Below are 22,651 nucleotides of genomic sequence, written 5' to 3'. Positions count from 1 at the left end.
CCTGCTGAACTCGGACGTCAACAAGACCCTGGCGACCCTGACCAGCGCCGGCAACACGCTGACCTCCGCGGCGAGCTCCCTGGGCTCGAACCTGTCGGTCGTTCAGAACCGCCAGGACTTCTCCAAGCAGCTGATCAACGTGCTGCAGACGGGCTCGGCCAACCTGACCAACGCCGACCTGAACCAGGAAGCGGCGAACTCGCAGGCGCTGTCGACCCGCCAGTCGATGGGCATCTCGGCCCTGTCGCTGGCCAACTCCGCCCAGCAGGGCGTCCTCCAGCTCCTGCGGTAAGCGCCACGCACGTCGAAGAGACGGGCCGGCCGGGTCTCCCCGGTCGGCCCTTCTCTTTGGTCGCGCTCGCACGAACGCGAGGAGCAAGGCGCAGGATCGACCCGGCCAGGCGTCTTGGCGCGAGCTCCCGTCCGCTCATGGCGGCGTGCGCGGCCGGGACGATCCAAAGGCCGTTCCGGCCCCGGGGTTGCAAAGCTTAACCGTATCGGCCAGCCTGTCCGTAGTTACTGCGTACCGATCCGAGCTGAGCCGGAGTGCCGATGCGAGTGAATCACGAGCGCCGCCTTCTCAACAAGGCTGCAGAGGCACGGGATTACCAGATCTCGATCCGCCAGAAAGCCGACGCCTCCTGGCCCAGCGATCACAGCCGGCTGACGGCGCTCGAGAGCACGGGGCATCTCCAGCGGATCGACCTGCACGATGGCCCGGATGGATCCGTGGCGGTCTGGCAGATCACCGCGGCCGGCCTCTCGCAGCTTCAGGCTCTGACGTCGGGAGCCGAATGATGGCGTCCGTGAAGATCCGCGCGACCGACGACGGGACCTTCGTGGTCTACCGCAACGGCGCGGCCGTCGCGTCGGGATTGACCCGCGAGCAGGCCGAGCGCTGCGCGACGGTTCTGGGCTGGATCGCGCAGGGGCGCTGACGGAACAGGGAGCCGTTTCCCGCCCCTCGGTGCGGCCGAGCGAGCGGCGACGGCAAGACCTCTATTCCGCGGCCTCCGCGTGGATGGCCTCACCGAGAGCCTCGCGCCGCGCGCTGTTCAGAATGCGCTGCCGGGCTTGGGGCTCCTGTATCGCCTGCCAGAGGCGGAACAGCTCGGAGGTCATGCACAGCTCGCAGGCGTCGCCGTCCGGTGCGTAGAAGGCCTCGACCGGACAGCCAACGACGGCTGCGATCTCGCGCAGGCGCGCGACTGCTCGAACATCGATGGCCATCGGAGACGGAATTCCCACACGACACTCGCGCTCGGGCTACCATCGCCGAACCCGGGGCATCAAGGGATCGGTCTGTACCAGACCTGATCCGAACGTATCAGTTCGAACAGATCGGGGTATGTGGTCTCCACGTCGACCGCGACGGGTGCGCCTCTGCAAAAGCCGAAGACGTGATCAGGGGCGGTAAGGTCCCGTCACGACCGGCGTAGTCGTGGCCCGCGACCGCCCGGGTCTGGCAGTGAGCCGCGTCGGATCAGTCACCGCGATCGACCGGACCTGCTGGATCACCATCGCCTGTCGATCCGGATGCCGCCCGCGGCGTCGATCAGGATGTCAACGCCTGGCCGGTACGCGCCGCACGACCCGAAAGACCGACGGCGGCGGGACAAACCTGGCCGCCGAGCTGTTCACGCGGCCTCGGAATCGCTGATTGTGCAGCAATCGGGGGGCGTTCGACGAAAGATTATCGACCGGAAGCTTCCCGTTAACGAAGCGTAAACTTTTGTGACGTGATCCTGGGACAGTGATCGGGCGCAGGACCCGGCACGCAGATCGGGCGAGGTTCCGATGATCGTCTTGATTGCCGCAGCCATCGTCAGCGGCCTCGCGACAGCCGCGATCCTGGCGCCGGTGAGCGCCCTGGCGGCAATGATCATCGCGCCCCTCGCGGCTAGCGCGTCCGCCATCCTCGCCTGCATCTTCATCGCGTGGCGCAACACCCGCGACGATGTCGGGCCGCCCGATCTCGAGGCGCAGGCCGACGCGATGGTGGCCGTCCTCTGCGAAGTCGCGCAACAGGGCAAGATCGTCCCGGTCGCCGCACCGGTCCGGGTCCGCGGTCCCCGGTCGGCCTGATCCCGCCGCACGCCGGCCGCAATACCGGTGTTGCGGCCGGCCCCGTTGCCAGCAGCGCCGGTCGCGGCCCATTCTACCCGCGATGAGGCCGCCCCTACCCCTCTCCGCCGTCCGGATCTTCGAGGCTGCCGCGCGGCGGCGGTCGTTCAAGGCCGCGGCCGGTGAACTCAACCTGTCCCCGAGCGCGGTCAGCCATGCCCTGCGCAAGATGGAAGAGACCCTGGGCGTCGCGCTGTTCGAGCGGGTGGGCCAGGGCATCGCGCCGACACCGGCCGGGGAGGCGCTCCGCGACCATGTCGGCCGCGCCTTCGCGGAACTGGACCGCGGCTTCGATCTCGTGGCCAATCGCGGGCCGCAATTGCTCAGGCTGCACTGCGCGCCGAGTTTCGCCGCGCAGTGGCTGGCGCCGCGGCTGGCCCGGTTCCTGAGCGCCCATCCGGGCGTCGAAGTGCGGCTCGCCGCGGGCATGGACTACGCCCGGTTCATCACCGACGAGTTCGATGCCGACATCGTGTACGGACCGCCCCGCGGCGAAGGTCTGGTGAGGCTGCCGCTGGGCCCGGAGACCGTCACGCCGCTCTGCGACCCGGCGCGGGCGGCCCGGATCCGCGAGCCGTCCGATCTGCTGGCGCAGACCCTGATCCAGAGCGACAACAAGCAGGTGCGCTGGACCCACTGGTTCGAGCGGAACCGACTCGCGACGCAGCCGAGCGCGGGCCTCCGCTTCGACCGGAGCTTCCTGGCCCTGGCGGCCGCCGCGGACGGCCTCGGCGTCGCCCTGGAATCCACCCGCCTCGCCGAGCGGGAACTGGCGACCGGGCGCCTCGTCACCCCGTTGTCCGGGCGCTCGCAGGACCTCAGCTACGTCGGCCACCACTTCGTCTGTCCGGCCGACGCGCGCCGGCGGGCGCCGCTCCGGGTCTTCGCGCGATGGCTGACCGAGGAGCTCGGGGTACCGCTGGGTCCCGACCTCGCCTGAACGCGGACAAAGATGACCAGGATTCACCTGCGGGTGCAAATTCCGCGTTTGTCGCGGGCGCGCCGCGCCGGCACTCTCCTCCCGACAAGACAGGCGCGAGAAGACGACGCCGCAGAGTGCTCGATCCGCGGCCTCAGGACTCGACGCGCGGCTGACGGCCCGGTGTCTCCCGTCGCGACGACAGGTTCGATCCCGCGCAGTCGTGGATCGGCGGGAGGACTCTTCCATGCTGTTGAACGACCGGGTGTGCGTGATCACCGGCGCAGCCTCCGCCCGCGGCATCGGCAAGGCCACCGCGCGGCTCTTCGCGCGCCACGGCGCCCGCGTCGCCGTCCTCGATCTCGACGTCGGCCAGGCCGAGGCCGCCGCCCGCGACATCGGGCCGGGCCATGTCGGCTTGGCCTGCGACGTCACCGACCGGGCGGCCTGCTCTGCGGCGGCGGATGTGATCGTCGGCCGCCTCGGGCGCATCGACGTGCTCGTCAACAACGCCGGCATCACCCAGCCTCTCAGGATCATGGAGATCGAGCCGGAGGACTACGACGCGGTCACCGACGTGAATCTGCGCGGCACGCTCTACATGAGCCAGGCGGTGATCCCGACGATGCGCGGCCGGGGCTCAGGCGCGATCGTGTGCATGTCGTCGGTCTCGGCCCAGCGGGGCGGCGGCATCTTCGGCGGGCCCCATTACAGCGCCGCCAAAGGTGGCGTCCTCGGCTTGGCGAAAGCGATGGCCCGGGAGTTGGGGCCCGACGGGGTGCGGGTGAATTCCGTGACCCCTGGCCTGATCCAGACCGACATCACGGGCGGCAAGCTCACGCCCGAGCTGACAGCCGAGATCGCCAGCGGCATCCCGCTCGGGCGCCTCGGTGTGGCGGACGACGTCGCCAACGCCTGCCTGTTCCTCGCCTCCGACCTGTCCACGTACATCACCGGCGCGGTGATCGACGTGAACGGCGGCATGCTGATCCACTGAGGAGGCCGACGTGGCGATCGACGTCCCGACCGAGCGGCCGCGCGCCGGCTCCAACGTGCCGCTCGCCGAGCGCGCCTATCGCATCCGCCGCCACGCCCTGCGCATGGGCGAGGTTCAGGGCCAGGGCTATATCGCCCAGGCGCTCGGCATCGCCGACGTGCTGGCGGTGAGCTACTTCCACGCCCTCACCTACCGGCCCGCGGATCCCGAATGGGAGGGTCGCGACCGCTTCCTGCTGTCGATCGGCCACTACGCCATCGCCCTCTACGCGGCCCTGATCGAGGCCGAGATCCTCCCCGAGGACGAGCTGGCGAGCTACGGCGGCGACGACAGCCGCCTGCCGATGTCCGGCATGGCCGCCTACACGCCCGGCATGGAGATCACCGGCGGCTCGCTGGGCCACGGGCTCGGCATCGCGGTCGGCATGGCGCTCGGGCTGAAGCGGAAGCGCTCCCGGAGCTTCGTCTACAACCTGTTCTCCGACGGCGAGCTGAACGAGGGCTCGACCTGGGAGGCCGCGATGTCGGCCGGCTCGTTCAGGCTCGACAACCTGATCGGCCTCGTCGACGTGAACGGCATGCAGGCGGACGGCGCCTCGACCGGGGTGCTCGACTTCGAGCCGCTCGCACCGAAATTCGAGGCCTTCAACTGGTTCGTGCAGCGGGTCGACGGCAACGACATCGACACGCTGGTCCGGGCCTTCGACGCCGCCCGCGACCACCCTGGCCCGCGGCCCCGGATCATCATCTGCGACACCCGCATGGCGAAGGGCGTGCCGTTCCTGGAGACGCGCGAGCGCAACCACTTCCTGCGGGTCGAGCCGGACGAGTGGCAGCGGGCCCTGGCGATCCTGGACGCGGGGAGAGCGCGGTGAGACGCTCCAAGTACGAGAGGCCCTCCCCCCGCGCGGCCGGCGGCGCCACGACCTCGGCCATGATCGCCTCACTCGCTGCGCCCGGGCAGCGCACGAAGGCCGCGCCCTTCGGCCACGCCCTCGTCGCACTCGCCGAGACGCGCCCCGACATCGTCGGCCTCTCGGCCGACCTGTCGAAATACACGGACCTGCACATCTTCGCGCAGGCCCATCCCGAGCGCTTCTACCAGATGGGGATGGCCGAGCAGCTGCTGATGAGCGCGGCCGCGGGCCTCGCCCGGGAGGGGTTCACGCCCTTCGCCACCACCTACGCGGTGTTCGCGGCGCGGCGCGCCTACGACTTCATCTGCCTCGCGATCGCGGAGGAGAATCTCGACGTCAAGATCGCCTGCGCCCTGCCCGGCCTGACCACGGGCTACGGCCCGAGCCACCAGGCGACGGAGGATCTCGCGATCTTCCGCGGGATGCCGAATCTCACGATCATCGACCCATGCGACGCCCACGAGATCGAGCAGGTCGTCCCCGCCATGGCGGCCCACAGGGGGCCGGTCTACCTGCGGCTCCTGCGCGGCAACGTCCCCCTCGTGCTCGACGCGTACGGCTACCGGTTCGAGCTCGGCAAGGCCAAGACGATCCGCGACGGCCGCGACGTCCTCGTGATCTCTTCGGGCCTCATGACCATGCGCGCCCTGGAGGTCGCCGAGGCCCTGCGCGACGACCGGGTCGACGTGGCGGTGCTGCACGTGCCGACGATCAAGCCCCTCGACGCGGCGACGATCCTCCACGAGGCCGGGCGCGGCGGCCGGCTCGTGGTGGTCGCCGAGAATCACAGCGTGATCGGCGGGCTCGGCGAGGCGGTGGCCGGTCTCCTCATGCGCGCGGGCGTCGGACCGGGCCGCGGCTTCCGCCAGATCGGGCTGCCGGACGAGTTCCTCGACGCCGGCGCCCTGCCGACGCTCCACGACCGCTACGGTATCTCGGCCACCGCGATGGCACGGAGCATCCGCGCATGGCTCTGAGCCAGATCGCCCTCGTCGGCCTCGGCGCCATGGGCCTGCCGATGGCGACCAACCTGGTCGCGGCGGGATTCGCCGTCCGCGGCTACGACCTGCGGCCCGAGAGCCGGTGTGCCTTCGCGGCGGCCGGCGGGGCCGCGGCCGACACGCCGGCCGCAGCCGCCGCGGGCGCCGACGCGCTCCTCCTCATGGTGGTGAACGCCGCGCAGGCCGAGGACGTGCTGTTCGCGCAGGGCGCCCTCGAAGCCCTCGCGCCGGACGGCATCGCGGTCCTGATGGCGACCTGCCCGCCGCGATCGGTGGAGCACCTCGCCGAGCGCGTCGCGGCGTCCGGCCGCCGCTTCGTCGACGCGCCGGTCTCGGGCGGGGTCGTCGGCGCGCAGGCCGGCACCCTCACCGTCATGGCGGCGGCGCCCGCGGGGACCCTCGCCGCGCTGAGGCCGGTTCTCGACGCCTTGGGCGACCGGATCTTCCACGTCGGCGAGCGACCCGGACAGGGCGCCACCGTGAAGGCCGTCAACCAGCTCCTGTGCGGCGTGCACATCGCCGCCGCCGCCGAGGCGCTGGCGCTCGCCGGGCGGATCGGCGTCGACCTCGGCGTGTGTCTGGAGATCCTCTCGGGTTCCTCGGCCGCCAGCTGGATGCTGCGTGACCGCGGTCCCCGGATGCTGGAGGACGCGCCCCGGGTCACGAGCGCGGTCGACATCTTCGTCAAGGACCTCGGCATCGTGCTCGAAGCCGGCCGCGGCGTCGGGGCGGCGCTGCCGCTCGCGGCGCTCGCCCACCAGCTCTTCGTCTCGAGCGCGGGGCGCGGCGACGGCGCCGCCGACGACAGCCAGGTGATCCGCGCCTACCGCCTGCTCAACGGCGCGGGGGCCTGACGCGCGGCACGGGCCGCGCGGCGACCGGCCCGGATCCGCCGGAAGTCGACGGCGGGACTCGCGCGGACCGAAGCCCTGAGGCGCCGTCCGACGCCCGAGACGCGTCTCGGCCTCCAGCGTCTGCTACCGCCGGCGCTCGCCCTGTCGGCCTGCGCATCTTCGCCCGGCGCCGCACTGGACCCGACCTTACGGTCGCTCGCGGCGCTCGACACGTTTCGCGAGGAGACCGACGGATTCCGGGAGACGGAGCCGTGACCCGCCCATGGGCAGGGCTCGGACACCGAACCGCTGGCGCGATCCCGAGCGGCGCCGGGGCGGCCACACGTAGGGACTGGAGAAGGAAGTACGGCGGCGCGGCACGCCCGCATCCTGAGGACGGATCGCGCGGACCGACCGGAAGTGTTTGCCGGCGGACCGGATAACGGTATCGGAGAGCGAAGGCGCGCCGAGACGCACCACGAGAAACACGCGAAGACGCATGTGGGCCGATCCCGCCGCCAGCGGCGTCGGGAGCGGCTCCGACGGAGGGGCGCCATGCAGATCGATGTTGCGGCCGTCGAGTCGACGGCTGGGATTGGGTTGTCGGGACCGCCACTGCGCGCCCGGGGCTGGCTGCGCCGGCTGGATGCCGGGCTCGGCTACCTCGTGGAGATCCCGGCGGCGCTGCTCGTCCTGGCCGAGATCGCGGTGCTGCTCGGCGGTGTCGTCAGCCGTTACGTGTTCCGTGACCCCATCATCTGGTCGGACGAACTCGCCTCGATCCTGTTCCTGTGGCTCGCCATGCTGGGCGCCGTGGTCGCCTTCCGGCGCGCCGAGCACATGCGCATGACCGCCTTCGTGGCCATGAGCGGCCCGCGTCTGCGCGCCTTCCTGGAGACCGTTGCTCTGGTCGCCGGCCTGATCTTCGTGGCCCTGCTGCTGGAGCCGGCCTTCGAGTTCGCCAGCGAGGAGACCTTCGTCCAGACGCCGGCTCTGGAGCTCAACAACGCTTGGCGCGCCGCCGCCCTGCCGATCGGCCTCGGCCTCATGCTGATCGTGGCCCTCATCCGCCTCCTCGAGACCGCCGACTGGAAGCTGACCGCGGGGGCGCTGGTCCTGGGCGGCGGCGTTGCCGCGGGCCTGCTGGCGCTGCAGCCGTGGCTCGCCAACCTCGGCAATCTCAACCTGCTGCTGTTCTTCGTTGTCGGCGTCGGCGCGCTGGTCTTCTCCGGTGTGCCGATCGCCTTCGCGTTCGGCCTCTCGACCTTCGCCTACATCGCGCTCACCACCGACGCGCCCTCCATGGTGGTGGTCGGCCGCATGGACGAGGGCATGAGCCACCTCATCCTGCTCGCTGTGCCGCTCTTCGTGTTCCTCGGCCTGCTGATCGAGATGACCGGCATGGCCCGCGCCATGGTCGGGTTCCTGGCCTCGTTGCTGGGCCACGTGCGCGGCGGCCTGCACTACGTTCTGGTCGGGGCGATGTACCTCGTCTCGGGCATCTCCGGCTCGAAGGCCGCCGACATGGCGGCCGTGGCGCCGGTGCTGTTCCCCGAGATGAAGGCCCGGGGCGCCAAGGAGGGCGATCTCGTCGCTCTGCTCGCCACCACCGGTGCGCAAACCGAGACAATCCCGCCCTCGATCGTGCTGATCACGATCGGCTCGGTCACCGGCGTCTCGATCACCGCCCTGTTCACCGGCGGCCTGCTCCCGGGCCTCGTTCTGGCCGCGACGCTGTGCGCGCTGGTCTGGTGGCGCTACCGCCGCGAGGACCTGAGCCACGTGGCTCGTCCGTCGGGCCGCGTCATCGGCCGCGCCTTCCTGGTCGCGATCCCGGCGCTCGCCCTGCCCTTCGTGATCCGCTTCGCTGTCGTCGAGGGAATCGCCACCGCCACCGAGGTCTCGACCATCGGCATCGTCTACGCGGCTCTGGCAGGTCTGCTGATCTACCGCCAGTTCGAGTGGCGGCGGCTCTACCCGATGCTGGTGACCACAGCGACCCTGTCCGGCGCGATCCTCCTGATCATCGGCGCGGCCACCGGGATGGCGTGGGCGCTGACGCAGTCGGGCTTCTCTCAGACGCTCGCCGAGGTAATGAAGAGCCTGCCGGGCGGCGCGCTCGGCTTCCTGTTCGTCTCGGCCTTCGCCTTCATCATCCTGGGCTCGGTGCTGGAGGGCATCCCGGCGATCGTGCTGTTCGGGCCGCTCCTGTTCCCGATCGCGCGGGCGGTCGGCGTCCACGAGGTCCACTACGCGATGGTGGTGATCCTCGCGATGGGAATCGGCCTGTTCGCCCCGCCCTTCGGCGTCGGCTACTACGCGGCCTGCGCCATCAGCCGGATCCATCCCGATGCCGGGATGCGCCCGATCGTCGGCTACATCGTGGCCCTGCTGATCGGCCTCCTCGTCATCATCCTCGTCCCCTGGTTCTCGATCGGCTTCCTCTGACGACCGCGACCAAGGCGTAGGCGCCGAGCGCGGTCAGATCATGCCGGCGCCGCCGGTGCGAATGATCCGCTCGCGCTGCTCGGCGTAGCGTTCGGCCGCGGCGCGTCGCACTGCATCCTCGAGACGGCTGACGAGGTTCGCGAGCACTGTCATCGGATTCGGATCCCGCTAAGGCCGGGCGGGGCGCCCGGATTGCTGCAATGCAATATGCGCGGGCCACGGGGACATGTCAGGGGCTCCGCATCTCCGAGCTGTCATGCAGCGGGATCATGATGCGCGCGGAGCGAAGCGGACCGGGCCGTCCGCCTCGGACGTATGTCTGCCGTCGGTCGGTGCAGTGCGGCGGCGACGCGCGCTCGGATCCTCGTACCGAGCCGGTGCCGGCTTGGACACAGCCGGCCTCGCGAGGGGATCAGATCCGTTCGGCGGCGCGAGGACAGAGGGCGCCGCATCGACCGGACGGGATCGCCGAGAGCCTCATCGGCTCTGTCGGACCGTCCGCCCGTCGAGGGGCAGGTCGCCCCGCGCTTCCAGTCCCTCGCGGATCGCGCGCTTCGTCACCTTGCCGTAGCCGGACTTCGGCAGAGAGTCCCAGAAGAACACGCGCCGCGGCAGCTTGTAGCGGGCGACGTCGGCCGACAGCCACGCGATCAGCTCGCCCTCCTCCACCGCGGTTCCGGGACGCGCGACGCAGACCGCGACGCCGACCTCGCCCCAGGCGGGATCCGGCACGCCGAGGATCGCGGCCTCGGTGATTGCCGGATGGGTCAGGAGCTTCTCCTCGATCTCGCGCGGATACACGTTCGAGCCGCCGGAGATGTACATGTCCGAGGCGCGGCCGGTGATGAACAGGAAGCCTTCCGCGTCCAGGTGGCCGAGATCGCCGGTCCGGAACCAACCGTCGCGGAAGGCCGCCGCGTTGGCCTCCGGATTGTCGTAGTAGCCCGCGAACACGGCCGGGCCGCAGACGCAGATCTCCCCGGTGGCGCCGGGCGGGCACTCACGGCCCTCCGTGTCCTGGATCTGGACCTGCATGCCGGTGCGCTCGAACCCGCAGGTGCCGACCTTCACGTCCGGCCCGTCCTCGGCCGCGTGCAGGCGAGGCGGCAGCACCGTGATGTTGCCGGTCACCTCGCCCAGGCCGAAGTACTGCACCAGCACCGGGCCGAGCACCCGCAGCGCGTGCTGCTGGTCCGCCCGGTACATCGGCGCGCCCGCGTAGATGACGTGGCGCAGGCTCGAATGATCGTGCGCCGCCACGGCCGGATGCTCGGTCAGTAGCTTCACGATGGTCGGCACGGTGAAGAGGTTCGTGACGCGCCACGCCTCGACAAGCGCCCAGACCTCCGCGGGGTCCAGCCGCTCGCCGGCGGTCAGCACTGTCTTGGTGCCGGCCGCGACCTGCGCGAGCTGGTGGATGCCGGCCCCGTGCGACAACGGCGCGACGACCAGGGACGCGTCGGCCTCCGTCGTGCCCGGCATCAGGTCGCAGAGGTGGTTGGTGATGACGAAGGCCATCTGGCCGTGCGTCAGGACCGCCGCCTTCGGGCGGCCCGTCGTCCCCGAGGTGAAGAAGAACCAGCACGGATCGTCGTGCTCGACATCGGCGACGGGGGCGGCCGCGCCCCGATGGTCGGCGACGAGCGTGTCGTAATCGGCTCCGAAGGTTGCGCCCCCGATCTCGACGACGCGGTCCAGGTCGGGGCAGGCCTCGCGCACGGCGGCGGCGTGGTCCGGAAACCCCGCGCCGCAGATCAGCGTGGAGACGCCGCTGGCGCGCGCCAGATAGGCGATCTCCGCGGGTGTCTGCCGGAAATTGGCCGGCACCCAGACCGCCCCCAGCCGGAAGCAGACGAACATCGACTCGAACAGTTGGTTGCTGTTGCGCGCCTGGACCAGCACGCGGTCGCCCTTGGTCACGCCGCGGGCGGCGAGCGCCGCCGCCATCGCGTCGACACGGGCGTCGAGCTCGGCCCAGGTCCAGTGCCGCGCACCCCAGGCGAGCCCGACCGCGTCCGGAAACCGGCGCGCGGCCCGCCGCAGGAAATGGGCGAGATTCATCACCCGCCGGGAGCACGGCGCGACCCCGCCGCGCGGCGCCCCCGCGGCGATCATCAGGTGAGCTTCCCGCAGGCCTTCTCGAGCAGCGACCAGCCCTCCTCGCCGTACCGGCCCTTCCACTCGGCGTAGAAACCGGCCTTCCGCAGCTTGTCGCGGAAGGGCTCAGAGTCGGGCTTGTTGAAGACCATGCCGTTCTTTGAGAGTTCCGCCTGCAGGTTGGCGTTGAGCTGGGCGACATCGGCCCGCTCCTTCATCCCGGCGGCGTTGATGTGGCGGGCGACCGTCTCGCGCAGGTCCGGCGGGAGGCGCTCCCAGGCGCGGCGGTTCGCCAGGAACCAGTACCCATCCCACATGTGGTTCGTGAGCGAGCAGTACTTCTGCACCTCGTAGAACTTCGTCGTGGAGATGACCGCGAGCGGGTTCTCCTGGCCCTCGACGATCTTGGTCTGCAGGGCCGAGTAGGTCTCGTTCAGGTTGATCGAGGCGGGGGCCGCGTCGAAGGCCTTGAACATCGAGGTCCAGAGCGGCGAGACCGGGACGCGGATCCGGAAGCCCTTGAAGTCGTCGGGCGTGGCGATCGGCCGGGTGGACGAGGTGGTCTGCCGGTAGCCGTTGTCCCAGATCTTCTCCATGGCGACGAGGCCGGCCTTGGCGATCTGCTGGCGGACCCAGGCGCCGAGCTCGCCGTCCATGGCCGGCCAGACGGCGTCGTAGCTCGGGAAGGCGTAGCCGATGCCGTTGATCGACGCGTTGGGCACCAGGGTCGAGAGGATCAGGGGCGACATCGTGAAGAACTCGACGCTGCCCGAGCGCAGCTGGCTCAGCGTGTCGGTGTCGGAGCCGAGCTGACTCGTCGGGAAGATCTTGAGGTCGAACCGGCCGCCGGTCTCAGTGCGGAGCGCCTCCGCCATCTCGCGGGCGCGGATGTTCATCGGGTGCGTGTCGGGCAGGTTGTTGGCGTATTTGTAGGTGAACTCTGCCTTCTGCGCCCGCGCCACGTGCGGGGCCGCCAGCGTGCCGGCGACGAGGGCCGTCGAGCCGGTCACCAGGAATCGGCGGCGGGACAGGGGCGTGCGGTCCAGTGACATGGCGGCCTTTCCGGTGCGGGCCTGCCGGCCCGGCGTTTCCTCGGGTCCGCGTTGGTGCGGACTCTCTGGTTGCGGCCTCGATAGCCGCTGACCGGTGCCAGTCAACGGACTTTCGCAGCCTCGCCCCCGGGAATGATTGCATCCGGGTGCCCCCTGACACGCTCTGCACCGCGCGTGGCGGTCCCGCACGCGCGTGACCGAGGTCGCGCGGCGACGGCGCGGATGGCGCGATCCGCGCCGGCCTTCAGTCCTGGCCGGGCAGATGCACCGTCCAGGGCTCGGCGAAGGTGTGTTCCTCGAGGTTCGCGCCCGGGCCGCCGCGGTCGACCACGACGAAGTCCTGCGGCTGGCCGTAGGGCGTCAGCACGCCGTGCCACGTGTTGCGCGCGTAGCAGATCCCCTGCCCCGGCGCCGTCACGAAGGCGCGCGGCGGCCCGGGACGCCCGCTCGCGTCCGGGCAGACCACCACCAGGAACGGCGCCGCGCTCAGTGGCAGGAATGCCTGCGCGCCCAGCGGATGCCGTTCAACGAGGTCGAGCCGCAGCGGCATCGGGTAGGGCTGCGCCTCCACGAGCCCGATCACCACGCGCGAGCCCTCGCCGACGACCTCGACCGCCGCCAGGTCGTGGAAGCGGCGCGCCATCCCGCCGTTCATCGGCCGCGGCGCCACCGCGGCCGCGTCGATCACCGTACCGAATGGCGCGAACGCCTCGGCCGTGAGCGGCCGGGCGACGAGCGTGCGGGGGTCCGCGCTCACCGGCCGAGCCCGCGCGGCGCCAGCGCCGGGTGCCGGTTGACGTCCTTGTACAGCAGGTACCGGAACGGGCCCGGGCCACCCGCGTAGCAGGCCTGCGGGCAGAAGGCGCGCAGCCACATGAAGTCGCCCGCCTCGACCTCGACCCAGTCGCGGTTGAGCCGGTAGACCGCCTTGCCTTCCAGCACGAACAGTCCGTGCTCCATGACGTGGGTCTCCTCGAAGGGGATCGAGGCGCCCGGGCGCAGGCTGACGATGTTGACGTGCATGTCGTGTCGCAGGTCGTCGGAGGCGACGAAGCGGGTCGTCGCCCAGGCGCCGTCGGTGCCGACCATGCCGGCCGGCTCGACCGCCGACTCGTGCGTGACGAAGGAGCTCGGCGCGTCCAGGCCGGCGGTGGGCTGGTAGGCCTTGCGGACCCAGTGGAAGCGCACGGGTTCGTGGCCGTCGTTGCGCAGGGCCCAGGCGGCGCCGGGGGCGAGGTAGGCGTAGCTGCCCGGCCGCAGGGGGTGGCGCGCGCCGTCCAGCGTGAGGCTGGCCGTGCCGGCGACCACGAACAGGACGCCCTGCGCCTGCGGCTCCGGCTCGGGGGCCCGGCTGCCGCCGCCGGGGGCGACCTCCATGAGGTACTGGGCGAAGGTCTCAGCGAAGCCCGAGAGCGGCCGGGCCAGGATCCAGGCCTGGGCATCGTCCCAGCCCGGCAGGCGGCTGGTGACGATGTCGCTCATCACGCCGTGGGGGATCACCGCGTAGGCCTCGGTGAACACCGCCCGGCCCGTCATCAGCCGCGTCTGGCCGGGCAGGCCTCCGCAGGGGGGATTGTAGGCTCCAGCGCTCATGGTCGGTCTCCGCGATTCGACTTCAAGCTGTAAACGTCGGGCCGGGGATCGGTCACGCGGTGTGCGGCTCCGCGACCGGTGCGTCGAGGATCTCCGCCGTGTCGGTGGTGTCCTCGCCGTTCAGGACGCGGTTGGCCTGCGCCCGGTCGATGTCGCCTTCCCAGGCGGCGATGACGACGGTCGCCACGCAATTGCCGATCAGGTTCCCGAGCGCGCGGGCGATGCCGACGAACCAGTCGACCGACAGGACGAGGACCAGCCCGATCACCGGGATCTCGGGAACCGCCGAGAGCGTCGCGGCGAGGACGACGATCGCCGAGCCTGGCACGCCGTGGGCGCCCTTCGAGGTCAGGAGCGCGATGCCGAGGATCAGCATCAGGTGGCCGAACGACAGGTCGGTGTTGGTCGCCTGGGCGATGAACACCGTGGCGAGGGTCAGGTAGAGGGAGAAGGCGTCGAGGTTGAAAGAGTAGCCGGTCGGAATCACGAGGCCGACGGTCGATTCCTTGATGCCGAGCCGCTCCATCTTGCGCATGACCTGCGGGAGCACGCAGTCGGAGGAGGCGGTTCCGGCCACGACGGTCAGTTCCTCGCGCAGGTAGACGAGCAGCTTGAACAGGCTGAAGCCGGCGAGCCGCATGATGGCGCCGAGCACCAGGACCACGAAGAGCGCCACCCCCGCGTAGAACAGCACCACCAGCATGCTGAGCTGCTTGAGGGAGCCGACGCCGTATTTGCCGACCGTGAAGGCGACCGCGCCGAGCACGCCGAGCGGCGCCAGCCGCACGATGAAGCCGATGATCCGGAACAGGACCTCGGTGATGCGCTCCAGGCTGTCGGCCAGGGGCTTGCCGCGCTCGCCGAGGAGCGAGAGGCCGGAGCCGAACAGGAGCGCGAGGAGGAGGACCTGGAGGATGTCGCCCTTGGCGAAGGCGTCGACGAAGGTCGTCGGCACCAGCTTCATCAGGAAGTCGACGGTGCCCGTCACCTGACCGACCCGGTCGGTGTAGCTGGCGAGCGACTTGGCATCCAGCGTCGCCAGATCGACGTTCATCCCGTGACCGGGCGCGACGACGTAGGCGAGGACGAGGCCCAGCGTGAGCGCGATGGTCGTCACCACCTCGAAATAGATCAGAGATTTGAGGCCGACGCGGCCGACTTTCCGAAGGTCGCCCGCACCGACGATGCCGTGCACGACGACGCCGAAGACCAGCGGCGCGACAACCATCTTGATGAGCTTGATGAAGACGTCGCCCAGCGGCTTCAGGGTGACGGCAAAGTCGGGCCAGAGCCGGCCGACGAGGATGCCGATCATCAGGGCGGCGACAACCTGCCCGAACAGCGACCCGAACAAGCGCTTCAACGCAACCTCCCTGGAACGGCTAGCCCGGACCCGGCCGCGAACGCCCCGCCTCTCGTGGGCGGGTTCGATCGACGCGATCGCGGCGCGCGGCGGCCTGAGGCGGCGCAGTGCCGGGCCGGCCTTCCGGGCGGCAAAATCGTGCCCGACGATCTAGACGTCAAATATCTATTTCGTTTAGATTGAAACTTTGAGAGTTCTAATGACGCGATGGAACTGCGCCATCTCCGCTACTTCGTCGCCGTCGCCAAGCACCTGAGCTTCACCGCCGCGGCGGAGAGCCTCGGCGTCGCGCAGCCGCCGCTCAGCCAGCAGATCCGCGATCTGGAGGACGAGATCGGGACGGCCCTCTTCGAGCGGACGACCCGGCGCGTGGCGCTGACACGGGCCGGTCAGGACTTTCACATGCAGGCCATCAACCTGTTGGAGCGGGCCGCCGAGGCCGTCGAGCGGGCTCGGGCCATCGGCGCGGGCACCGCCGGCATCATCAATGTCGGGTTGACGGGCTCGATGCTGGCCGGGCCGCTCGGTCACGCGATCCGCAGCTTCGCGCAGGCCTACCCGGCCGTGGATCTGCGGATCCACGAGATGTCGCCGGACCGTCAGATCGCGATGCTGAAGGCCGGCCAGACCGACGTGAGCTTCCTGCGGGCCCCACCGCAGGATGCCGATCTGGTCCGAGTCCGCGCGTGGAGCGAGACCGTGAAGGCCGTCCTGCCGAACGGGCACCGCCTCGCGCGGGGCAGGCTGCGGCTCGCTGACCTGCGCGACGAGCGGTTCGTGTTCCTGCGCATGTCCGACTCGCTGTTCGCCAAATACCTCTGGGATTGCTGCGTCGAGGCCGGGTTCGTCCCCACCATCACCCATCAGGCCGTCGAGGCCGCCTCGCTGACGAGCCTCGTCGCGTCCGGCCTGGGCATCGCCATCATCCCGGAATACGTCGCCCGGCTGGCGCACGCCGACGTGGTCTACAGGCCGCTGGACGGGCCCCGCATCCGCGCAGACGTCTTCGCGCTGTGGACCCCTGCGAAAGCCGCTCTGGTCGGCAACTTCGTCGATCTGGTCCGCGACAGTCAGGAGACCGCCGACTAGGCGGAGCACCGGACCCTACGACACAGGCCGAGAGCCGCGGGAATACGGGCTCCTCGGAGCGCCCACCGCAGGCCAGAAGCCCGATGTTTTTCCGCTTATGGATATCTTATATCCGCCTTCTTTTTTGGCCGCCATATTCCCGAGACGAATCTGATACGCTATTGCTGCTCTAGGTTCGGAGCGCTTGCAGCCACAATGCCTTCCCAGTTCATCCGCTCCGCGGCCTGGGCGCCCACGATTGCTTTGTCGTGGTTCTGGGGGCTCGGGTTCTTCTACGCGATCCATGTGACGCTCACCTACGGCTGGCTCGGGTTTCTTGCCTTCGCGCTGCCGAACGCGACGGGGCTCGGCCTGTTCGGCTGGGTCCTCGGCGCGCCCCGCCGGAACCTCGACACGATCGTGGCCGCCGTTCAGGGGCCGTACGCCCTGCTGTTCATGGGGGCACAGTTCTTCGCCGTCGCGATCACGATCTTCGGATTCGCCGCCTACGCGTGGATCCCGCTGTTCGGCCACGAGGCCGCCGTCGGCGTGGTCGCGCTGGTCCTCGTCGCCTGCTCGATCGGCCACGCGGTCCCGCTGCGCGGCATCCGGGTCATCCACGGCGGGGCGCTGGTTGTGGGGCTCGCGGCGGGCGCGGTCCTGCTCGGAGTGCTGCCCGGGCACGGGAGCGGCTGGGAGGTCCCGCTCCAGGCCTTCGACGAGCGCTTCTACGGGCTCGTCATCCCCTCGCTCGTCGGCTTCCTGCTCGGGCCCTGGATGGACATCCAGCAGTGGCAGCGCGCCGTGGAGATCCGGCGGTCGGGCGGATCGGTGCGCGCGGCCTACGTCACCGGCGCGCTCCTGTTCCTCGGCCTCCTGACGATCAACGCGCTGCTCGCCGCGCGGGCGGGACTCGGCACGCCGATCATCTCGGCGGACGGTCTTTCGGGAGCCTACGCGGCCGTGGCGCAGGCGATCGGTCGCGACCCCGCGGCCGGCGCTGTTGCGGCCTTCGTCATCTGGACGGCGATCGCCGCCGCGACCACGATCGACAGTTTCTACACCGCTACGCGCTGGCTCGGGACATCGATCACGGCGCGCAGCAACTCGCCGCTCCTCGCTTTCGTGCCGGCGGGACTCGTGGCGTCGCCGGTCTGGATCCTCGGTGCCGCGCTCGCCACCGCGGCGGCGGCGATCTGGGCGAACCTCTCGCTCCTCTACCTGATGATGCCCTTCGCCACGCTCCTCGTCGGGGCGGCGGCGTGTCTCGTATGCGAGACGCTCGGCGCGACGCGCCGGTACGACTCGGTCCTCGCGTCCATGATCGGAGCGACGGCGTGCCTGATCTTCGCGACGGGCTACCTGGCGCCGAGTTGGGCGCTGCTCGCCATCGCGCCGCTGATCGGCCTGATCGGCGCCCTCCCGATGATCTCGGAGATCCTCGGCTGGCGCGCGGCGCAGCCGGTCGCTGAGCTGATCCCGGCGGCGGAGCGGGCGCCGCGGGCGGCGCCGGTACCCGTCGCGGTGGACCAGACGGATGCCGTGGCGTCACACGGGTTCGACGGCCACTGGTTCGTCCTGCGCCTGATCCCGACCTACGACGACACCAATTCGGTCGGGAACGTCTATTTCGCCAACTACGTCCGCTGGGTCGGCAAGGCGCGCGAGCTGTTCTTCAACATCTGCATGCCGAATTTCGACCTGAAATCGACGGACTTCTACATCCTGACAAAGTCCTTCCATCACGATTTTCGCCGAGAGGCGATGGAGTTCGAGCCTGTCACGGTCCGGATCTCGATCGCGAGCCACAACCGGAAATTCGTGACCCTGGCGCACGAGATCCACAGCGAGGTCAACGGGCTGCTCGGGCGGGGTGAACAGTCGCTGATGTTCGTGGACACCGTCCACTATCGGCCCCTCGATATCCCGCGGACCATCATCGAGGGCTTCCTGCCGTACTGGCCGAAGACGTCTCCGCACGCCGTCGCGGGAGGGGACGGCCCGACCGAGGTCGCGCCCCTCGGCGTCTGAGGCCGACTCACGCCGCCCGGACCGCCGCCGGGAGGAGCTGACGGCTGCGCGCCAGCGCCGCGGCCTGCTCGGCCGGCAGCGGCTTGCTGAACAGGTAGCCCTGGAATTCGTGGCAGCCCTGCTCGAGCAGGCAGGCGCGCTGCGCGTCCGTCTCCACGCCCTCGGCGGTGATGGTCATGTCGAGACTCGTCGCCATGTCGATGATCGCGCTCACGATCGCCGCCGCGCCGCGCTCCTGCGGCAGGTCCCGGACGAAGCTCTGGTCGATCTTGATCTTGTCGAAGGCGATCCGGCGCAGGTAGCTCAAGCTCGAATAGCCGGTTCCGAAATCGTCGAGCGACAGCCGCACGCCCATCTCGCGCAGTTTCGAGAGCGTGGCGTTGATCGCCGGCGTGGCCTCCAGGAACACCGACTCGGTCACCTCGAGCTCCAGGCGCGCGGCGGCCAGCCCGCTCGTGCGCAGGGCGGACCGGACGAGCTGGGTCAGGTCCGAGTGCCGGAACTGCCGCGGGGACAGGTTGACGGCGATGCGGACATCCCCCGGCCAGCCGGCCGCGATCCGGCATGCCTCCCGCAGGATCCACTCGCCCAGCGGTATGATCACCCCGGTCTCCTCGGCGAGGGGGATGAACTCGCCGGGCGAGACGAAGCCGCGCACCGGGTGCTTCCACCGGATCAGCGCCTCGAAGCCGCGCACGCGGCACTCCTTGGCCGCCACGATCGGCTGGAAGTAGAGGACGAACTCGTCCCGATCGAGGGCGCCCCGCAGATCGGCCGTCAGGGCGCGGCGGGCCTCGATCCGCTCGTCCATCTCGGCCTCGTAGAAGCGGTAGCCGTTCCGGCCCTCGCTCTTCATGCGGTAGAGCGCGAGATCGGCGCGCCGCATGATCTCGTGGCAACCGTCCTGCGGAGCGATCGCGATCCCGATGCTGACGCTGACGGTCAGCCGGATGCCGTCGATGGTGAACGGCGACGCGAGCGCCTCCACGATGCCGTTGGCGAGCGCCTCGATCGCGTGCAGGTCCCGGGCGCTCCGGCCGGTGGCGAGGACCGCGAACTCGTCGCCCGCGAGGCGGGCGAGCTGGACATCGGAGGCCTCGAAGCTCCGGAGCCGCTCGGCGACCGACTTCAGGAGCTTGTCGCCGGCCGCGTGGCCGAACGTGTCGTTGACGCTCTTGAACTCGTCGAGGTCGAGGGCCAGCACGGCGAACCGATCGCCCTGCGCGAGCCGTTCCCGCGCCGCTTCCTGGAGCTGGTGGAACAGGACCCGGTTGGGCAGATCCGTCAGGGAATCGTGCAGGGCGAGATAGGACAGGCGCTCCTCGGAGCGCCGCTTCTCCGTCACGTCCGAGCCGACGCCGCGGTAACCCGAGAAGGCGCCGGCCCGGTCGAAGGTCGGCTTCCCGCTGAGGCACCAGGTCCGCCGCTCGCCGGCGATATCGAGCTGCAGGTGCAGGTTCCGGAAAGCCCGCCGCTCGGCGATGCAGCTCCAGAGGGTGGTGCTCGAGTGGCTCCTGGGCGGCGCCACCGGCGGCAGCAGCAGCCGCTCCAGCGGCAGGCCCATCAGCTGGCGCTCGGAGGAGCCGGCGACCTCGATCAGGCGCGGCGAGACGTGCTGGAGGCGCAGGTCGGCATCGGTCTCCCAGAGCCAGTCGCTGGCGCTCTCCTCGAACTCGTTGAGCAGGAGGTGGGTGAACTCCTGCTGCCGTTCCAGCTCGATCTGCGCGATGACCCGCATCGTCAGGAGCCGGCTCAGATGCAGGATCGTGAAGCAGATGAAGATCGCGTAGAAGAACAGCAGGACCGCGACGTAGATGTAGAAGGCCTCCCCGGTCGTCGCGAGGGCGATGAACGAGCCGAGGATGATCAGGCCGGAATAGCCGATGGCGACCCGCGGCAGCACCGCCGCGCTCATGCCGGTCGCGATCAGGCCCGCGATGCTGGAGGCGATCAGCAGCCGCCCGTGCGCGTCGGCGCCGGAGAAGAGCATGACCGGGATGGAGGCCAGGAGAAACCCGTAGGCCTGCGCGGCCAGCACGACGCCCTGCACGAACGACGACGGCACCTGGAGCGGCTTGGGACGGGAGCGCCAGCGCCAGCACTGCTGGAGCGAGACCACCGCCAGCGGCAGGATGAGCGTTTCGAGACCGGCGAGATAGGCGCGATTGGCCGGGTTCCAGAACAGGTAGACGATGACCTGTACGACGCTGAGACTCACAAGAATCGTGAAGGGTACCAAGCGCAGCGCGACGTCCAGCTGCTCGACGCGGGCGCGCGCGCGAAGGTTCGCGTCGAGTGGATCCGCCTTGCGATCGGTATCGATCAGGAAAGAAATCAACATCTCGCGCGACGCAAACGCCTTCTGAAAAGCCTTTACGATCGAAAACTGGGGCTAAGGCTGTTTAGATGCATACACGATCGCTCGCTTGCACAAGTACAAGTCGCTTGTAGGTTTATAACTTGTAAATATCGGGGCGGAGCCGGACGATGCGGCTCGCGTCGGCCGGTCGGCGGCGCTAAGAGGCGAGCGTGTACGGGTCGCGGCCCAGCCAGAGCCGTCCGCAGGGCCGAGCAGGATGAAGCAGACCATGCCGCGAACGCTGGGACTAAACCGCATCTTGGGCGGCGCGATCGGTGTCATCGCCCTGGTGTCGGTCCTCACCAGCGGCGCGGTCCTGATCACGGCCGATCAGCTGCGGGACGCGACCGATGCCCGGAGCCGGTCGAATCAGCTGATCCGCGCCCTCGACGGCTTCCGCGCGGCCATGCTCAATCAGGAGACCGGACTGCGCGGCTACCTGATCACCGGCCGCGACGGCAGCCTGGAGCCATATCGCCTGGGTCGCCAGACGCTCGACGAGGCGATCGACAGGCTCAGAACTTTGATCGGCGAGGATCCCGAGCGGACGCGCCTTCTGGCCGACGCCGTGGCGGCGGCGCGCAGCTGGCAGACCGAGGTGGGCGAGGTCGCCGTCCGGATCGCGGCCGATCCGGCGAAGAGGGACGAGGCTGTCCACATCGAGGCGGACGGTCAGGGCAAGCGGCTGTTCGATACCTTCCGCGAGAAGCTCGCGGCCATCGAGGGCCTCGAAGGGGCGGTGCGGGCCGGGCTGGCCGAGCGCGTCGCGCGCGGCGAGCGCAACGAGGGCCTGGCCCTCTGGGGCGGCACGCTGATCACGCTGCTGATCTGCCTGGGCATCGGGGTCGCCATCAACCGCCTCGTCGTCCGGCCGCTGGTGGGGGTGATGGGCTTCGTGGGACGGGTCGGCGAGGGGGACCTGTCGAGCAAGCTCGATGTCCGCGCTGGCGGCGAAGTCGGCCGTCTGAGCACGACGCTGAACACGATGGTTGCGGGGCTGTCGGACCTGGCACGGACGAACCGCGCGGCGACGGCGGACCTGAACGCGGCGGCGGCGGAGATCCGGGCCTCGGCGCAGGAGCAGGCCGCCTCGGTCGAGCAGCAGTTCGCCGCGGTTCAGGAGACGGCCGCCACGGTCGACGAGATCACCCACTCGGGCGCGCAGATCTCCAAGCGCGCCACGGAGGTGATCGCCACCGCCCAGGCGACCGCGCAGACCTCGCGCCAGGGCCTGCGCGCGGTGTCGGACACCGCCAAGGCCATGGACGCGATCCGCGAGCAGGCGGAAGCCGTGGCGGGCAACATCGTCAGCCTGTCGGAGAAGACCCAGACGATCGGCGACATCATCGAGACGGTCAACGACATCTCGGAGCGCACGCACCTGCTGGCGCTCAACGCCGCCATCGAGGCGGCCGCGGCCGGCGAGAGCGGGCGCAGCTTCGCGGTGGTGGCCGCGGAGATGAAGCTCCTGGCCGACCAGGCCAAGGCGGCGACCGGTCAGGTGCGGGCGATCCTGGGCGAGATCCAGCGGGGCATCAACACGTCGGTGATGCTGACCGAGGAGGCGGTCAAGCGCGCGGCGGCGGGCAAGACGCGCTCGGACACGACGCAGCGCACGATCGAGGAGATCACCGCGCGGGTGGAGGAGAACGTGCAGACGTTCCAGCAGATCGTGGCCTCGACCAACCAGCAGCAGCTGGGCATCGAGCAGGTGATGGGGGCGTTGCAGAACATCCGCCAGGCCAGCCAGCAGACGGCCGCCGGCACCCGGCAGGTCGAGGCCGCGTCCGCCAACCTCACCGAACTCGCCCAGGCCCTCATGGCCCTGGCCGAACGCTACCGGCACTGAG

20 protein-coding genes are annotated in these 22,651 nt (G+C 70.2%); 13 read left to right on the top strand and 7 right to left on the bottom strand.

What is annotated here, in order from left to right:
- The 3 genes from ACTJK8_RS30100 to ACTJK8_RS30090 all read left to right on the top strand — a co-directional run.
- Nucleotides 1-292 (top strand): flagellin (locus tag ACTJK8_RS30100; RefSeq protein WP_440763036.1); only part of this gene is annotated, 292 nt, incomplete at its 5' end.
- A 260-nt stretch (nucleotides 293-552) separates the two neighbouring features.
- Nucleotides 553-798 carry a hypothetical protein gene (locus ACTJK8_RS30095; protein WP_012319947.1) on the top strand — a complete coding sequence of 82 codons (246 nt, stop codon included), beginning with the start codon at nucleotides 553-555 and terminating at the stop codon, nucleotides 796-798.
- On the top strand, nucleotides 798-938 hold the full coding sequence (locus ACTJK8_RS30090) for a hypothetical protein (protein WP_012319948.1): 141 nt from the start codon (nucleotides 798-800) through the stop codon (nucleotides 936-938). The genes ACTJK8_RS30095 and ACTJK8_RS30090 overlap by 1 nt, the downstream gene beginning before the upstream one ends.
- A gap of 61 nt (nucleotides 939-999) precedes the next feature.
- Here the strand turns inward: ACTJK8_RS30090 and ACTJK8_RS30085 are convergent, their stop codons facing one another.
- Nucleotides 1,000-1,230, bottom strand: coding sequence for a hypothetical protein (locus ACTJK8_RS30085; protein WP_012319949.1), 231 nt, complete (start codon nucleotides 1,228-1,230; stop codon nucleotides 1,000-1,002).
- 567 nt (nucleotides 1,231-1,797) lie between these two features.
- Between ACTJK8_RS30085 and ACTJK8_RS30080 the strand changes: the two genes are divergently transcribed.
- The 7 genes from ACTJK8_RS30080 to ACTJK8_RS30050 all read left to right on the top strand — a co-directional run bounded on the left by ACTJK8_RS30080 (nucleotide 1,798) and on the right by ACTJK8_RS30050 (nucleotide 9,238).
- Entirely contained in the window at nucleotides 1,798-2,085 is a 288-nt protein-coding gene (locus ACTJK8_RS30080; RefSeq protein WP_012319950.1) for a hypothetical protein, read from the top strand.
- Nucleotides 2,086-2,167: 82 nt separating this feature from the next.
- On the top strand, nucleotides 2,168-3,064 hold the full coding sequence (locus ACTJK8_RS30075) for a LysR substrate-binding domain-containing protein (protein WP_440763035.1): 897 nt from the start codon (nucleotides 2,168-2,170) through the stop codon (nucleotides 3,062-3,064).
- Nucleotides 3,065-3,290: 226 nt separating this feature from the next.
- Complete coding sequence (locus ACTJK8_RS30070; protein WP_440763034.1) at nucleotides 3,291-4,040, top strand: SDR family NAD(P)-dependent oxidoreductase; 750 nt, start codon at nucleotides 3,291-3,293, stop codon at nucleotides 4,038-4,040.
- Between the two features lie 10 nt (nucleotides 4,041-4,050).
- Nucleotides 4,051-4,914, top strand: coding sequence for a transketolase (locus ACTJK8_RS30065; protein ID WP_440763033.1), 864 nt, complete (start codon nucleotides 4,051-4,053; stop codon nucleotides 4,912-4,914).
- The gene (locus ACTJK8_RS30060) at nucleotides 4,911-5,933 is read left to right on the top strand and encodes a transketolase family protein (RefSeq protein ID WP_024829596.1); all 1,023 of its coding nucleotides are present in this window, start codon (nucleotides 4,911-4,913) and stop codon (nucleotides 5,931-5,933) included. Before ACTJK8_RS30065 ends, ACTJK8_RS30060 begins: the two co-directional genes overlap by 4 nt.
- Nucleotides 5,924-6,811 (top strand): NAD(P)-dependent oxidoreductase, encoded by an 888-nt coding sequence (locus ACTJK8_RS30055; protein ID WP_440763032.1) that lies wholly within the window; start codon nucleotides 5,924-5,926, stop codon nucleotides 6,809-6,811. The genes ACTJK8_RS30060 and ACTJK8_RS30055 overlap by 10 nt, the downstream gene beginning before the upstream one ends.
- 534 nt (nucleotides 6,812-7,345) lie before the next feature.
- On the top strand, nucleotides 7,346-9,238 hold the full coding sequence (locus ACTJK8_RS30050) for a TRAP transporter large permease (protein ID WP_012319957.1): 1,893 nt from the start codon (nucleotides 7,346-7,348) through the stop codon (nucleotides 9,236-9,238).
- A 477-nt stretch (nucleotides 9,239-9,715) separates the two neighbouring features.
- Here ACTJK8_RS30050 and ACTJK8_RS30045 read toward each other — a convergent pair whose 3' ends face one another.
- The 5 genes from ACTJK8_RS30045 to ACTJK8_RS30025 form a co-directional block, all read right to left on the bottom strand.
- On the bottom strand, nucleotides 9,716-11,353 hold the full coding sequence (locus ACTJK8_RS30045; protein WP_076730101.1) for an acyl-CoA synthetase: 1,638 nt from the start codon (nucleotides 11,351-11,353) through the stop codon (nucleotides 9,716-9,718).
- Entirely contained in the window at nucleotides 11,353-12,387 is a 1,035-nt protein-coding gene (locus ACTJK8_RS30040) for a TRAP transporter substrate-binding protein (RefSeq protein ID WP_440763031.1), read from the bottom strand. The genes ACTJK8_RS30045 and ACTJK8_RS30040 overlap by 1 nt, the downstream gene beginning before the upstream one ends.
- A gap of 244 nt (nucleotides 12,388-12,631) precedes the next feature.
- Nucleotides 12,632-13,144, bottom strand: coding sequence for an ureidoglycolate lyase (locus tag ACTJK8_RS30035; RefSeq protein WP_053622420.1), 513 nt, complete (start codon nucleotides 13,142-13,144; stop codon nucleotides 12,632-12,634).
- A complete protein-coding gene (locus tag ACTJK8_RS30030; protein ID WP_059409766.1) occupies nucleotides 13,141-13,980 on the bottom strand; it encodes a bifunctional allantoicase/(S)-ureidoglycine aminohydrolase in 840 nt (279 codons plus the stop codon). The genes ACTJK8_RS30035 and ACTJK8_RS30030 overlap by 4 nt, the downstream gene beginning before the upstream one ends.
- Nucleotides 13,981-14,032: 52 nt before the next feature.
- On the bottom strand, nucleotides 14,033-15,343 hold the full coding sequence (locus ACTJK8_RS30025) for a dicarboxylate/amino acid:cation symporter (RefSeq protein WP_440763030.1): 1,311 nt from the start codon (nucleotides 15,341-15,343) through the stop codon (nucleotides 14,033-14,035).
- A 207-nt stretch (nucleotides 15,344-15,550) separates the two neighbouring features.
- Between ACTJK8_RS30025 and ACTJK8_RS30020 the strand changes: the two genes are divergently transcribed.
- A complete protein-coding gene (locus tag ACTJK8_RS30020; RefSeq protein WP_058608176.1) occupies nucleotides 15,551-16,432 on the top strand; it encodes a LysR family transcriptional regulator in 882 nt (293 codons plus the stop codon).
- A gap of 195 nt (nucleotides 16,433-16,627) precedes the next feature.
- Nucleotides 16,628-18,442 carry an acyl-CoA thioesterase gene (locus tag ACTJK8_RS30015; RefSeq protein WP_440763029.1) on the top strand — a complete coding sequence of 605 codons (1,815 nt, stop codon included), beginning with the start codon at nucleotides 16,628-16,630 and terminating at the stop codon, nucleotides 18,440-18,442.
- A 7-nt stretch (nucleotides 18,443-18,449) separates the two neighbouring features.
- On the opposite strand, the gene ACTJK8_RS30010 is transcribed toward ACTJK8_RS30015, so the two are convergent.
- Complete coding sequence (locus tag ACTJK8_RS30010) at nucleotides 18,450-20,783, bottom strand: putative bifunctional diguanylate cyclase/phosphodiesterase (RefSeq protein ID WP_440763028.1); 2,334 nt, start codon at nucleotides 20,781-20,783, stop codon at nucleotides 18,450-18,452.
- A gap of 247 nt (nucleotides 20,784-21,030) precedes the next feature.
- Here ACTJK8_RS30010 and ACTJK8_RS30005 point away from each other — a divergent pair, with 247 nt between their 5' ends.
- On the top strand, nucleotides 21,031-22,650 hold the full coding sequence (locus ACTJK8_RS30005) for a methyl-accepting chemotaxis protein (RefSeq protein ID WP_012319967.1): 1,620 nt from the start codon (nucleotides 21,031-21,033) through the stop codon (nucleotides 22,648-22,650).
- Nucleotide 22,651 lies beyond the last annotated feature (1 nt).

It is taken from the genome of Methylobacterium sp. 22177, assembly GCF_052045615.1.
Taxonomy (GTDB): Bacteria; Pseudomonadota; Alphaproteobacteria; order Rhizobiales; family Beijerinckiaceae; genus Methylobacterium; species Methylobacterium radiotolerans.
Note: the sequence above shows the minus strand (reverse complement) of the source record. Positions and strands in the feature narration are given on the sequence as shown.

Excerpts from the sequence above, each read along its gene's own strand:
- ACTJK8_RS30040 (WP_440763031.1), bottom strand. The coding sequence starts at position 12,387 with ATGTCACTGGACCGCACGCCCCTGTCCCGCCGCCGATTCCTGGTGACC.
- ACTJK8_RS30005 (WP_012319967.1), top strand. The coding sequence starts at position 21,031 with ATGCCGCGAACGCTGGGACTAAACCGCATCTTGGGCGGCGCGATCGGT.
- ACTJK8_RS30070 (WP_440763034.1), top strand. The coding sequence starts at position 3,291 with ATGCTGTTGAACGACCGGGTGTGCGTGATCACCGGCGCAGCCTCCGCC.
- ACTJK8_RS30085 (WP_012319949.1), bottom strand. The coding sequence starts at position 1,230 with ATGGCCATCGATGTTCGAGCAGTCGCGCGCCTGCGCGAGATCGCAGCC.
- ACTJK8_RS30030 (WP_059409766.1), bottom strand. The coding sequence starts at position 13,980 with ATGAGCGCTGGAGCCTACAATCCCCCCTGCGGAGGCCTGCCCGGCCAG.
- ACTJK8_RS30080 (WP_012319950.1), top strand. The coding sequence starts at position 1,798 with ATGATCGTCTTGATTGCCGCAGCCATCGTCAGCGGCCTCGCGACAGCC.
- ACTJK8_RS30015 (WP_440763029.1), top strand. The coding sequence starts at position 16,628 with ATGCCTTCCCAGTTCATCCGCTCCGCGGCCTGGGCGCCCACGATTGCT.
- ACTJK8_RS30050 (WP_012319957.1), top strand. The coding sequence starts at position 7,346 with ATGCAGATCGATGTTGCGGCCGTCGAGTCGACGGCTGGGATTGGGTTG.
- ACTJK8_RS30010 (WP_440763028.1), bottom strand. The coding sequence starts at position 20,783 with ATGTTGATTTCTTTCCTGATCGATACCGATCGCAAGGCGGATCCACTC.
- ACTJK8_RS30095 (WP_012319947.1), top strand. The coding sequence starts at position 553 with ATGCGAGTGAATCACGAGCGCCGCCTTCTCAACAAGGCTGCAGAGGCA.
- ACTJK8_RS30020 (WP_058608176.1), top strand. The coding sequence starts at position 15,551 with ATGGAACTGCGCCATCTCCGCTACTTCGTCGCCGTCGCCAAGCACCTG.
- ACTJK8_RS30055 (WP_440763032.1), top strand. The coding sequence starts at position 5,924 with ATGGCTCTGAGCCAGATCGCCCTCGTCGGCCTCGGCGCCATGGGCCTG.
- ACTJK8_RS30045 (WP_076730101.1), bottom strand. The coding sequence starts at position 11,353 with ATGATCGCCGCGGGGGCGCCGCGCGGCGGGGTCGCGCCGTGCTCCCGG.
- ACTJK8_RS30090 (WP_012319948.1), top strand. The coding sequence starts at position 798 with ATGGCGTCCGTGAAGATCCGCGCGACCGACGACGGGACCTTCGTGGTC.
- ACTJK8_RS30075 (WP_440763035.1), top strand. The coding sequence starts at position 2,168 with ATGAGGCCGCCCCTACCCCTCTCCGCCGTCCGGATCTTCGAGGCTGCC.